Origin of the sequence: Streptomyces canus (assembly GCF_041435015.1) — a bacterium.
In the GTDB taxonomy this organism is placed as follows: domain Bacteria; phylum Actinomycetota; class Actinomycetes; order Streptomycetales; family Streptomycetaceae; genus Streptomyces; species Streptomyces canus_G.
The window spans coordinates 2,533,980-2,546,078 of sequence record NZ_CP107989.1 but is presented as its reverse complement, the minus strand read 5'-3'; the positions used below and the strand labels follow the sequence as shown (position 1 = coordinate 2,546,078).

Below are 12,099 nucleotides of genomic sequence, written 5' to 3'. Positions count from 1 at the left end.
AAGCTCGGATATCCAGAGGCCCCGATCAAGGAGCTACGACCCGTGACGACCGTCCAATCGCCCCCTGCGCCCCCCACGGCGATACAACGCCCCAGGGTGGTGGCCCGCACCGGGCTCTACGCCGTGCTGGCCGCCAACGCGGCCGTGGTCGCCTGGTTCTTCGCCCAGGCAGGCTTCGCCTCCAACGCGCTCATCGTGCTCGGCCGCCTCACCGGCCTGTACGCCGCGCTCATCATGGCCTTCCAGCTGGTCCTGGTGGCCAGGCTGCCCTGGCTCGACCGCCGCATCGGCATGGACCGGCTGACCTCCTGGCACCGCTGGACCGGCTTCGGCATCCTGTGGACGCTCCTCGCGCACGTCGTCTTCATCAGCTTCGGCTACGCCGAGGGCACCGACGTGGGCCCGATCGGCGAGATCGTCGACCTCGCCGAGACCACCGAGGGCGTCCTGCGCGCGGTCGTCGCGTTCTGCCTGATCATCGTGGTCGGCGCGGTCTCCGCCCGGTACGCCCGGCGCCGTCTCGCCTACGAGACCTGGCACTTCATCCACCTGTACACGTACGTCGCCGTGGTGCTGGCCTTCACCCACCAGGTCGCCGTCGGCACGACCTTCACGTCCTCCTCCGTCGCCACCGGGTACTGGTACGGCGTGTGGGGTGTGGCCCTCGGCTCGGTCGTCCTGGGCCGGGCGGTGCTCCCGCTGTGGCGGAACTGGCGTCACCAGTTCCGGGTCACGGCCGTCGTGCCCGAGAACGACAGCGTCGTCTCGATCTACATCAGCGGCAAGGACCTCGACCAACTGCCCGCCCGCGCCGGACAGTTCTTCCTGTGGCGCTTTCTGACCGCCGACCGCTGGTGGCAGGCCAACCCCTTCTCCCTCTCCGCCGCCCCCGACGGCAGGACACTGCGCCTGACCGCCAAGGCGGCCGGCGAGGGCAGCGCCGCCCTCAGGCACGTCAAGGTCGGCACCCGCGTCTTCGCAGAGGGCCCCTACGGCGCCTTCACCGCCCTGCACCGCACGCGGCCCGAGTCCGTGCTCATCGCCGGCGGCGTCGGCGTCACCCCGATCCGGGCGCTCCTGGAGGAGGTGCAGGGCCACGCCGTCGTCATCTACCGGGTCGGCTCCGACCGGGACGCCGTCCTCTACGACGAGCTGCGCGACCTCGCGACCGCCAAGGGCGCCGAACTCCACCTGGTCACCGGCCCGTCGGTGCCCGACAAGCTGGCGGCGGGCGAGTTGGCGCGACTCGTGCCCGACATCGCCGAGCGGGACGTCTTCCTGTGCGGACCGTCCCCGATGATGAAGGCGGTCCTGGGCAGCCTGCGCGAGCTGGACGTGCCGGGGCCGCAGATCCACTTCGAGCGCTTCAGCCTGGCGGGATGAGGAACAGACCGTGAAACGAGCCATACCTGTCGTCGTCCTGAGCATCGCGGGCCTGGTCCCCGTGTGGCTCTACCAGCCGTCGGCCGAGTCCTCCACCGTCCAGGCCACCACTCCGGCGCCTTCCACCTCGTCCTCTTCGTCGTCGGGGACCTCCGGCGAGAACGTCGTCACGAGTTCGACCATCACCACGGAGAAGGGCCCCGTACAGCTCCAGGTGACCTTCGACGGTACGAAGATCACCGCCGTGAAGATGCTCCAGCAGCCGAACCACCCGCAGACGACGGCCGCCGTGCCGAAGCTGGTCGCGGAGACGCTTCAGGCGCAGAGCGCGGACATCGACACGGTGTCCGGCGCGACCATCACCAGCGAGGCCTACAAGAAGTCCCTCCAGGCCACGATCGACGACAACGCGAAGTCGGCGTCGGCCTCGCCCTCGGCGTCCGCTTCCGAGGCGTCCTCCCAGACCGTCGACGGTTCGGCCCTCAGCACGGAGAAGGGCCCCGTACAGGTCCAGGTGACCTTCGTCGGTACGAAGATCACCGCGGTGAAGATGCTCCAGCAGCCGAACCACCCGCAGACGACGGCCGCCGTGCCGGTGCTGGTGGCCGAGACGCTCAAGGCGCAGAGCGCGGACATCGACACGGTGTCCGGCGCGACCATCACCAGCGACGCCTACAAGGAGTCCCTCCAGGCCGCGATCGACGCGAGGGGCTGAGGACCGACCATGCTGCACCGCGTCGAACACGTCATGGGGTTCCCGGTCTCGCTGCGGGTCGACGACGAGGACGTCCCCGAGTCGGCGGCGGACGCGGTCTTCGCGTGGCTGCGCGAGGTGGACGCCCGGTTCAGCCCGTTCAAGGAGGACAGCGAAGTGTCGCGGTACGACCGCGGCGAGCTGTCCGCGGACGGGCTGAGCGCGGACCTGCGCGAGATCCTCGACCTGTGCGAGCACTACCGGAAGGCCACCGGCGGCGCGTTCGACGTACGGCTGCCCGGTCACCGTCTCGATCCCTGCGCGGTGGTCAAGGGCTGGTCGGTGCAGCGGGCGGCGGAGGTGCTGACAGCGGCCGGCGCGACGCGGTTCGTCCTCAACGCCGGCGGTGACGTGGTCGCCGCCGGCGGCCCCTGGCGGGTGGGCGTACGGCACCCCGAACACGCCGACAAACTGTGCACGGTCCTCTCGCTCGACGGCGGGGCGGTCGCGACGTCCGCGCGCTACGAACGCGGCGACCACATCCTCGACGGCCGGACCGGCCGCCCGGCAACCGGCCTGCTCAGCCTCACCGTCGTGGCCCCGACCCTCACGGAGGCCGACTCGGTCGCCACGGCGGCTTTCGCCATGGGCCCCGAGGGCGTCGACTGGGCCGCCTCCCTGGCGGGCTGTGAGGTCTTCGCGGTGGACGCGGAGCGCCAGGTGCTGCGTACGCCGGGCTTTCCGGCCGTGCCCTGACAGGACACGTCACGAGGGCGGGCCGCCGGTTCTGTTCACCTGCGGCCCGCTCTCCGCGTGTCCACGCGCCGGTCAGCCCAGGCGGTACAAGCCGCTGTAGGCGGAGACCGCCGTGCCGTTCTTCTTGACCCAGGTGGAGATCTCGGAGTTCGAGGAGCCCTGGCCGCTGTCGCCGACGACGATGTAGTGCAGCATTCCGGACTTCACCAGGCTCTTCAGCTTGGCGAGGGTCATGGCGTTGTCGGAGCCGGACCAGCCGCCCATGGAGATCACCGGCTCACCGGACTCCAGGATGATCGAGGAGGCGGTCTGGTCGGTGGCGACCGCTACCAGCCAGGTGGCGCCGTCCTGGTGCTTCTTCAGGTACGAGATCATCGCGGAGGAGACCTGGGTGTCGCCCATGCCTCCGGCGGTACGGCCGGACGCGGACTGGCCCGTGGGCTGACTGCCGGAGCTGGAGCTGGAGTTGGCGTTGGAGCTGCTGGAGCCGCTCGGTGCGCTGCCGCCGGCGCTCGTGCCCGTGCCGCCGCCCGGGCCGCCGCTCCCACTGGGCCGCCGGCCCCCGCCCATGCCCCCGCCCCCGCCCATGCCGCCGGTGCTCGGACCGGCCGTCGGGTTGGTGCCGTTGGTGCCGGCGGTGGCGGCCGACGCCGAGTACGCGGCGGGACCGGCGAGCAGGGCGACGACCGCCGCGAGGGCCGCGATGCCCGTCAGCCGCTGCCGCCCGGTGAACCGGCCGAGCAGCAGCCCGATCACGGCGACCGCACCCGCGACCCCGGCCACGACCTCGGCGACCGTGTACAGCGTCCCGGAGCCGGAGACCCGCTGGAGCAGGACGACCGCCCACACCGTGCTGCCCGCGATCGCCGCCGGCAGCACCCACGCCCTCCCCCACGCTCGAACTCGCTCGCGCGGAGGGACCCCCACCGCCGCCGCACCCTCCCGGAAGGCCCGGTACAGCATCACGCCGCCGATACCGGCCAGAGCCGCGATGCCGGGCGCCATGGCGGTGACGTAGTACGGGTGGAAGGTGCCCTCGGCGAGCGCGAAGGTCAGGTAGTGCAGGACGAACCAGCCGCCCCACAGCAGCAGCGCCGCCCGCTTGGCGTCCGTACGAGGGGCCCGGCCGCGCAGCACCAGACCGCCGATCAGGGCGACGAGCGCGAAGGGGATCAGCCAGGAGATCTGGCCGCCCATGATGCTGTTGAACAGCCGGTACAGACCTGCCTCACCGCCGAAACTGGCGCCGTTGCCCTGCGAGCCCACCGAGGAACTCGCCCCGAAGATCCGGCCGAAGCCGTTGTAGCCGATGACCAGGTCCCACACCGTGTTGTCGGTGGAGCCGCCGATGTACGGCCGGGAGGACGCCGGAATGAGGTCGACGACCACCATCCACCAGGCGCTGGAGACGACCAGCGCGAGGGTGCCGACGGCGAGATGGCGGATCCGCCGGCCCAGGCCGAAGGGAGCGGCCCAGAGGTAGACGAGGAAGAAGACCGGCAGGACGACGTAGGCCTGCATCATCTTGGTGTTGAACGCGAAGCCGATCGCCACCCCGGACCACACCAGCGGCAGCAGCCGCCCGGTCCGCACGGCCTTCATCAGCGCGGCAGCGCCGAGCAGCATCAGGAAGACCAGGACCGGGTCGGGGTTGGTGTCCCGGGTGATGGCGACGGTGATCGGCGTGAGGGTGAGCGCGAGCGCCGCGATCGTGGCCGCGACGGCGCCGAAGTCCCGCTTGACCATGCGGTACAGCAGGGCCACCGAGCCGGTGCCGAGCGCGACCATCGGCAGCATCAACTGCCAGGTGCCGTACCCGAGGACACGCGCCGAGAGGCCCATCACCCACAGCGCGAACGGCGGTTTGTCGACCGTGATGAAACTGCCCGAGTCCAGGGCGCCGAAGAAGAACGCCTTCCAGCTCTTGGTGCCGGAGTAGACCGCCGCGTTGTAGAAGGTGTTGCCGCTGATGGACGACAGGTTCCAGGCGTACAGGGCCGTGGCCAGCACGAGGATCGCCCACAGAGCGGGGCGGGCCCAGCGCGGATCCTCCGGGGGACCGGTGAACAGTCCGCGCAGCCGGCTGCGCGCGGCGGGCGGCGCGGCCCGGTGCCGGCCGTCCTGGGTGGTCGGCGCGGGCGGTGGGGCGAGGGTCGTCATGGCACGTACTCCAGGTCTCCGAGCGGTGGTTGTCATGACCCTCGGGCCCGGGGCTGGGTGATCCCTGTGGCTTCACTGAACGAAGGATGAGAATCAGGGAACTCACAGGGTGCCCACAGCCGCTTCGCCCCGTACGGCCGGGATCGCGTCCGCAGCTCGGGACGCCGTTCGAACGTCCGCAACACAAGCCGTCTAGACTCTGCCGGACGGCCTTCCGGACTGGCCGAATGCGGACAACTTCTGCCAGACCCGAAGGGTATTCGGCGCTTTGATACGGATAGATTCAGTCACCAAGCGGTACCCGGACGGCACGGTGGCGGTCGACCGGCTCTCGTTGGAGATTCCCGACCGTTCGATCACCGTCCTCGTCGGTCCCTCGGGCTGCGGCAAGACGACCACCCTGCGCATGATCAACCGGATGGTCGAGCCCAGTGAGGGAACCATCCTGATCGACGGCAAGGACAGCCGGCAGCAGCCGGTCAACACGCTGCGCCGGTCCATGGGGTACGTCATCCAGAACGCCGGTCTCTTCCAGCACCGCACGATCGTCGACAACATCGCCACCGTGCCCCGGATGCTGGGCTGGGGCAAGGAGAAGGCGCGAACCCGGGCGCGGGAGCTGATGGAGCGCGTCGGGCTCGACGGCTCGCTCGCCCAGCGGTACCCCTACCAGCTGTCCGGCGGACAGCAGCAGCGCGTCGGTGTGGCGCGGGCGCTCGCCGCCGATCCGCCGATCCTGCTGATGGACGAGCCGTTCTCGGCCGTCGACCCCGTCGTCCGCAAGGGCCTCCAGGACGAACTCCTTCGCATCCAGGACGAGTTGGGCAAGACCATCGTCTTCGTCACCCATGACATCGACGAGGCCGTCAAGATCGGCACGATGGTCGCCGTGATGCGCACCGGCGGCAAGCTCGCCCAGTACGCGCCGCCCGCCGAACTGCTCTCCAGCCCCGCCGACGCGTTCGTCGAGGACTTCCTCGGCACCGACCGCGGCATCCGGCGACTGTCCTTCTTCCCCGCCACGGGCCTGCGACTGCTCACCGGACCGGTCGTCGCGGTCGACGCCACCGCCGAGCAGATCGCCGCCCGGGAGACGGCCGAGGCCCCCTATCTCCTCGTCACCGACGTGGACGGCAAGCCCCTCGGCTGGAGCGAGCCGCGAGACCTCACCGCCGGGAGCGTCGACGTCGGGCAACTGCTGCCCTACGGGCGGCCGTTCGTCGCCGGTACGGACTCGCTGCGGGCCGCACTGGACTGTGCCGTGCTCTCGCCCACCGGGTGGGCCGTCGGTGTCGACGCCGAGGGGCGGGTGGCCGGGGTGGTCTCCCAGCAGGCCATCGGCGAGGCGATCCGCGGGGCGCACGCGCAGGGCCGTACGGACGCCTCCGTCCCGGACTCCAAGGTCGGCTGATGGACGGCTTCTTCGACATCCCCAGCGACCTCCAGCACAGCTGGCTCGGTCTCGTCGGCCTGCACGTCCGGGAGGCCGGGCTGCCGGTCCTCGCGGGACTGCTGATCTCCCTGCCGCTCGCCCAGCTGTGCGTGCGCCTCCGGTGGCTGTACCCGCCGGTGCTGTGGGTGACGACCGTGCTGTACGCCATCCCGTCGCTGGCCTTCTTCGTGGTCCTCATCGACTACACCGGTCAGACCGAGCTCACGGTGATGATCCCGCTCACCGTCTACACGCTGGTCATCCTGGTCCCGGCGATCGTCGACGGCGTGCGTTCGGTGCCGCAGGAGACCATCGCCGCGGCGACGGCGATGGGCTTCGGACCCGTACGCCGCTACGTCCAGGTCCAGTTGCCGATCGCCGTGCCCGCCATCATCGCGGGGCTGCGGGTGGCGACCGTGTCGAGCATCTCCCTCGTCAGTGTCGGCGCGCTCATCGGCAACCAGGGGGCGCTCGGCAACCTCATCAACGACGCGAACATCTACAACCGGCCCGAACTCGCCGTGAACGCCGTGCTGACCATGGCGGTCCTCGCGATCCTCGCCGACGGGCTGCTGGTCGTCGTACGACTGCTTCTGACGCCGTGGATGCCGAGCGGCGCGCGTGCGCGGCGCGCGGAGCGGCCCGAACCGGAGGTCGCCGCCCGGTGAACATCCTCAACTTCATCAACGCGTTCTTCAGCGACAGCGCACACTGGCAGGGCTACGACGGGATTCCCACGAGGCTGGGGGAGCACGTCCAGTACACCCTGGAGGCCCTCGCCATCGCCGCGGCGATCGGGCTGCCGGTGGGGCTCGCCACCGGGCACTACGGGCGGGGCGGCAACGCGCTGGCCTTCATCGCCGTCGCCGGGCGGGCCCTGCCCACCTTCGGTCTGCTGGTGCTGATGACCCTGTCGCTCGGGTTCGGGCTGATCAACGTGATGATCCCGCTGGTCGTGCTCGCCGTGCCGCCGATCCTGGTCACCACCTACGAGGCGATGCGGTCGGTGGACCCCGCCCCGGTGGACGCGGCCCGGGGGATGGGCATGCACGACGTGGAGGTGCTCTTCCGGGTCGAGCTCCCGGTGGCCCTTCCGCTGATTCTCGGCGGACTGCGGTCGGCGGCCATCCAGATCGTGTCGACGGCCACGATTGCCGCGTACGTCTCCCTGGGCGGCCTCGGCCGCTACATCGTCGACGGCCTGTACCAGCGCAACTACGAGAAGGTCGTGGGCGGCGCCGCGCTGGTCGCCCTGATGGCGCTGGCGACGCTGGCGCTGTTCTGGGGGGTCACCCGGCTCACGGTCTCGCGCGGCGTGCTCAGGAGCAACTAGGCGAAGGGCCGGGGGAGTTGCGGTTCCCCCCGGCCCCGTCAAGCCTCCGTGCGCGCCAACGCCTGTTCCAGTACGACCAGCAGCGCGTCGCGGACCGAACCGCGCTCCCTCGCGTCGAAGACGATCACCGGGACGCGGTCGTTGACGTCCAGGGCCCAGCGGACCTCGTCCAGGGTGTGTTCGACCCTGCCGTCGAAGGCGTTGACGGCGACCGCGAACGGGATCCGCCGGTGCTCGAAGTAGTCGACCGCGGCGTAGCAGTCGTCGAGGCGACGGGTGTCGACGATGACCAGGCCGCCGAGCGCGCCCTCGACGATGTCGTCCCACATGAAGCCGAAGCGCTCCTGCCCCGGCGTGCCGAACAGGTACAGCTTCAGGGTCGGGTCGACGGTGATGCAGCCGAAGTCCATCGCGACCGTGGTCGTGGTCTTGCGCGGGGTGTGGCTGAGGTCGTCCACGCCCGCGGCGACCTCGGTGATGGCGGCCTCGGTGGTCAGCGGCTCGATCTCGGAGATCGAGCCGACCGCGGTCGTCTTGCCCACCCCGAAGCCACCCGCGATCACCATTTTGACCGGCAGCGGCGGTCGTACGGCGCCGGAGGGCGCGGCCGAGGGCCGGGTGGCCGGTTCAGTCGGTGTCACGGAGTACCCCTCGGGAGTCGGGGATGGCACGCAGGCCGTCGATGAGCCTGCGCAGGACGGAGGCGTCGTGGGTGACGTCGGTGTCGGGCACGTGCACCGTCAGCTGCCCCGCCGTGCGCAGGTCCTCGGCGAGGATCCGCACCACGTTCAGGTGCAGCCGCAGGCGGGCCGCGATCTCCGCGATGGACTGCGGTATACGGCACGCGGCGACGATGTCGTGCTGTTCGAAGGCGAGCCGGTCGAGCACGGCGAGTCCCTCGGCGGTGGCCACCACCTGGGTCTCGACGGGCATCGTCCGGCCGGACGGATCGGGTGCCACCCGGCCGGCGGTGACGAGGAACGGCCGTACGGCGGGCACGGGACCGCCCGGCTCCGAGCTCGGAGGCGTGCTGCCGTCCGCCATGACTGCGCTTCCTCCTCGGTCAGCGCTTCGACGCCGCGCCGACGCTGTTCTTCAGTTCGAGCACCAGCTGGGGGCTGAGCGCGCTGCCGGCCCGGTTCGCGAACAGCGTCATCTCGTACGCGATGTTGCCGAGCTTGGCCTCCTTGTCGGTGACGACGCCGAGCACGGCGCCGCTGCCGATCGCGGAGACGAGGACATGGCCGCCCTCGAGGTCGATGATGACCTTGTTGAGGCCGCCGAGGCCGTAGTTGCCGGAGGCACCGGCGGCCAGGCTCGTGATGCCGGAGACGATCGCGGCGAGGCGTTCGGAGTCCGCGTGCTCGCGTAGTTCCGACACGGCGATGAGCAGCCCGTCCGAGGACACGGCGATGGCGTCGACGACACCCGCCGTCTCCGTCGCGAAACGGTTCAGCAGCCAGGTGAAGTCGGCTGCGGCGGCCTGCAGGTCGGCGGGCGTGGTGCCTTCCGTAGGCGTGTCACCTGTGGACGTGCTCACTGCTCCGCTCCTTCCGGGGAGTGGTTCTGGTCGTGCGGGGGGTTGGATGCGGTCGTGCGGGTTTCCAGGTCGTCCTCGAGCACCGGTCTGACGTGGTTACCGGTCTCGCTGTCCCGGTGGGCGCGCTCCACGGCCGCCTCGAACTCGTCGAGCGCGTCACGCACGGCGTCGGCGTCCGCGGGCCGGGGCGGGGCCGCCTGGGACACGGCGTCGGCACCGAGGGTGGTGCGCAGCGTGGCGCCACGGACGCGGCGACGCAGGGGGCGGCCGCCGTCGCCTCCGTCGCCGTTCCCCGTCGTTTCGGCGGTGGTCGCCTCGCCGGTACGGGCCTGCGGGATCAACGGGGTTGTGCCGGAGGAGGTGTCGCGGTGGGGGATACGGCGGGGGAGCGGGGTGGGCTCGCCTGTGGCGGAAGCGGGGGACCCGTGGGATGCGCCGGGGCCGCCTCCCCGGACGCCGGCTTCGGCGGACCTCGCACCGCCCTGGCCGGACCCGGCGTCCGCCGTCCCGCCCACGGTGGATTCCGCCCGCGCTGCCGGTACCGGACCCGCGGACGAGGTCGTACGGGGGGCCTGTGCCGTCTCCGCCGCAGTGCGCGGGGTCGCGCCGACATGGCCGGCCGCGGCCGAGCCGGGGAGCGTTCCGGTGGTGGTGCCGGACGCGTCCGCCACCGGTGCCGTACGGGACTCCGCCGCCGTACCCGCCGCCGTCGAACCGCCGGAGGCAACCGCCACCGGGCTCATCGTCAGCAGCAGGGACGACGGGATCGTCACCTCGGCCGTGACGCCGCCGCCGGGGGTGCGGGTGAGGGTGACGCCCACCTCCCAGCGGCGCGCCAGCGTGCCGACCACGAACAGGCCGAGCACCTTCGTCGGGACGAGGTCGAGGCGTTCGCGGCGGATGAGGCGGGCGTTCTCCTCCTCCAGGCGCTCGGCGCTCATGCCGAGACCGTGGTCGGAGATCACGACCAGCGCACCCTCGTGACTGTCCTTGACGATCACCTCGACGGGGCTGCCGGCGGGCGAGAAGGCCACGGCGTTCTCGACGAGTTCGGCCACCATCAGCGTGAGGTCGCCGATGATGTCGGGCTCGACCATGACCTCCGTGCCGACCTGGAGGGAGACCCGCTGGAAGCCCTCGATCTGGCCGAGCGCGGCGCGGACGACGTTGGTGAGGGCGAGCGGCCCGGAGTCGAGGACGGTCTCGCGGATGCCGGCGAGCAGCATCAGGCTGTCGGCGTTGCGGCGCAGGCGGACCGCGATGTGGTCGATGCTGTAGAGGCGTTCCAGGAGCGCCGGGTCGGTCTCGCCGCGCTCGACCGCGTCGATCAGGGCCAGCTGCCGGGTGGTCAGGTTGCTGACCCGGCGGCCCACGTTGCCGAACATCTCGGCGACGTTGCGACGGCTGAGCACCTGGCGTTCCAGGAGCGCGACCGCGGTGCTCTGCACCTGGTTGAACACGTCGGCGAGGTCACCGATCTCGTCCTTCGCGGTGACCGGCATCTCCTGGAGCCGCGGCGTCCCGGTGTCCTCGGTGTCGTCGTCGGCCACGCGGGCGAGCTCACGGCCCGCCACCTCGGCGACCTGCTTGGCGGCACCGGTGAGCGCCTGCACCGGGCGCACCACCGAGCGTCGTACGGCGACCGAGAAGGCGAGCCAGAGCACGAAGCCGAGCAGAGCGGACCCGAGCAGCCAGGCGGCGTTCGAGCGCGCGTCCCGGGAGGCGGTGTCGGCGCGGTCGGCGATCTGGTCGATGAGCGAGGTCGTGGTCTTCAGCCGGGTCCGGGCCTGGGCGCGGTAGTCCGGGTAGGAGTCGAGCGCCGTCTGGAAGGCGTTCTTGATCTCCGACGGCGTGTCCGCCTGGAGCGAGCCCGGGTCGATCTGCAGCTCGGCGTACTGCCGGGCGATCGTCGCCTGGGCGGTGTTGTGCTCGATGTCGCCGAGTTCCTCCGCCTGCTCCGCACTGGCGAACCGGCCGAAGCGCTCGACCTGGTGGGTGTACTCGTCGTAGGAGCCGATCGCGCCGATCAGCTCGATGAGGGCGTTGGAGTCGCCGGTCGTCGCGGAGAACACTCCGGTCTCGAAGGCGCCGTGGGCGGCGTCGGCGCGCAGCAGCGAGTCGAGCAGGTTGCCGGTGAAGGTGGCGGCGAGGGCCGGGTTGCGGTCGAGCCCGAGACCGTCGATCAGGCCCTTGGCGGCGTCGCTGTAGGCCGGGTCGATGTTGTCGGCCGGCAGATAGGCCTTCTCGATCGTGTTGCGCAGGTCCTCCAGGCCGTTGACCTCGCGCAGGGCCTGGGCCTCCTCGTCCGGCAGCCGGCCGCCGAAGGTCGCGCGGACCTTCTCGACCTGGTTGTCCACGCGGATCTGGGCCTCGCGGTAGGCGGACTGCGAGGGGGTGGCGCCGTCCCAGGAGGCCTGGTGGCGCACGGAGAGCAGGACGGCCTGCTGGTGCTCGGCCTCCAACTGCCCGACGAGCTTGGCCACCTCGGCGCTGTCCCGCACCAGCTGGGCCGCGTCCGACGCGTCCCGGGACTGGCCGACCTGGTCGGCGAAGAGATAGGTCAGCAGCACGGCGACCACCGCGAGAGGCACACCGACCAGGATGTTCAGCTTGCGCCGGAACGGCCAGCGCTCGGCGAAGTCCCGTATGCCCCGGATACCGCTGCCACGGGTGCCGCCCCGCGACGGCGACGGTGCCGACCGGGTGGACGCGCCCACCTCGTTCGTGGACACCAGCCCTCCTTCGTGGGTGTCTCGGCGGCGCGAGAACGCACATGACCGATACTGATCGCTACGGGACGG

11 protein-coding genes are annotated in these 12,099 nt (G+C 71.2%); 6 read left to right on the top strand and 5 right to left on the bottom strand.

Annotated elements, in window-relative coordinates:
* Nucleotides 1–42 precede the first annotated feature (42 nt).
* From OG841_RS11345 to OG841_RS11335, 3 genes are read left to right on the top strand one after another with little or no spacing between them, the layout of a single operon-like run.
* Nucleotides 43–1,383 carry a ferredoxin reductase family protein gene (locus OG841_RS11345; protein WP_328641523.1) on the top strand — a complete coding sequence of 447 codons (1,341 nt, stop codon included), beginning with the start codon at nt 43–45 and terminating at the stop codon, nt 1,381–1,383.
* A gap of 10 nt (nt 1,384–1,393) precedes the next feature.
* Nucleotides 1,394–2,098, top strand: coding sequence for an FMN-binding protein (locus OG841_RS11340; RefSeq protein WP_371564727.1), 705 nt, complete (start codon nt 1,394–1,396; stop codon nt 2,096–2,098).
* Nucleotides 2,099–2,107: 9 nt separating this feature from the next.
* The gene (locus OG841_RS11335) at nt 2,108–2,833 is read left to right on the top strand and encodes an FAD:protein FMN transferase (protein WP_328641525.1); all 726 of its coding nucleotides are present in this window, start codon (nt 2,108–2,110) and stop codon (nt 2,831–2,833) included.
* Nucleotides 2,834–2,905: 72 nt separating this feature from the next.
* Here the strand turns inward: OG841_RS11335 and OG841_RS11330 are convergent, their stop codons facing one another.
* Nucleotides 2,906–4,993 (bottom strand): ArnT family glycosyltransferase, encoded by a 2,088-nt coding sequence (locus tag OG841_RS11330; protein WP_371564725.1) that lies wholly within the window; start codon nt 4,991–4,993, stop codon nt 2,906–2,908.
* A gap of 268 nt (nt 4,994–5,261) precedes the next feature.
* On the opposite strand from OG841_RS11330, the gene OG841_RS11325 reads away from it, so the two are divergent.
* The 3 genes from OG841_RS11325 to OG841_RS11315 are packed head-to-tail and all read left to right on the top strand — an operon-like array spanning nt 5,262 to nt 7,758.
* Complete coding sequence (locus OG841_RS11325; RefSeq protein WP_328641527.1) at nt 5,262–6,404, top strand: ABC transporter ATP-binding protein; 1,143 nt, start codon at nt 5,262–5,264, stop codon at nt 6,402–6,404.
* On the top strand, nt 6,404–7,093 hold the full coding sequence (locus OG841_RS11320) for an ABC transporter permease (protein WP_328641528.1): 690 nt from the start codon (nt 6,404–6,406) through the stop codon (nt 7,091–7,093). The genes OG841_RS11325 and OG841_RS11320 overlap by 1 nt, the downstream gene beginning before the upstream one ends.
* Nucleotides 7,090–7,758, top strand: a complete 669-nt coding sequence (locus OG841_RS11315; RefSeq protein ID WP_328641529.1) for an ABC transporter permease — start codon at nt 7,090–7,092, stop codon at nt 7,756–7,758. The genes OG841_RS11320 and OG841_RS11315 overlap by 4 nt, the downstream gene beginning before the upstream one ends.
* A 38-nt stretch (nt 7,759–7,796) precedes the next feature.
* Here OG841_RS11315 and OG841_RS11310 read toward each other — a convergent pair whose 3' ends face one another.
* From OG841_RS11310 to OG841_RS11295, 4 genes are read right to left on the bottom strand one after another with little or no spacing between them, the layout of a single operon-like run.
* The gene (locus OG841_RS11310; protein ID WP_328641530.1) at nt 7,797–8,399 is read right to left on the bottom strand and encodes a GTP-binding protein; all 603 of its coding nucleotides are present in this window, start codon (nt 8,397–8,399) and stop codon (nt 7,797–7,799) included.
* On the bottom strand, nt 8,386–8,802 hold the full coding sequence (locus tag OG841_RS11305; RefSeq protein ID WP_266558023.1) for a DUF742 domain-containing protein: 417 nt from the start codon (nt 8,800–8,802) through the stop codon (nt 8,386–8,388). The genes OG841_RS11310 and OG841_RS11305 overlap by 14 nt, the downstream gene beginning before the upstream one ends.
* 19 nt (nt 8,803–8,821) lie before the next feature.
* On the bottom strand, nt 8,822–9,298 hold the full coding sequence (locus OG841_RS11300; RefSeq protein ID WP_057611113.1) for a roadblock/LC7 domain-containing protein: 477 nt from the start codon (nt 9,296–9,298) through the stop codon (nt 8,822–8,824).
* The gene (locus OG841_RS11295; RefSeq protein ID WP_365115428.1) at nt 9,295–12,030 is read right to left on the bottom strand and encodes an ATP-binding protein; all 2,736 of its coding nucleotides are present in this window, start codon (nt 12,028–12,030) and stop codon (nt 9,295–9,297) included. Before OG841_RS11295 ends, OG841_RS11300 begins: the two co-directional genes overlap by 4 nt.
* Between the last annotated feature and the right edge of the window lie 69 nt (nt 12,031–12,099).

What these genes read in the sequence shown, in the direction of transcription:
- OG841_RS11335 (WP_328641525.1), top strand. Translation starts at nt 2,108, where the DNA reads ATGCTGCACCGCGTCGAACACGTCATGGGGTTCCCGGTCTCGCTGCGG.
- OG841_RS11330 (WP_371564725.1), bottom strand. Translation starts at nt 4,993, where the DNA reads ATGACGACCCTCGCCCCACCGCCCGCGCCGACCACCCAGGACGGCCGG.
- OG841_RS11320 (WP_328641528.1), top strand. Translation starts at nt 6,404, where the DNA reads ATGGACGGCTTCTTCGACATCCCCAGCGACCTCCAGCACAGCTGGCTC.
- OG841_RS11305 (WP_266558023.1), bottom strand. Translation starts at nt 8,802, where the DNA reads ATGGCGGACGGCAGCACGCCTCCGAGCTCGGAGCCGGGCGGTCCCGTG.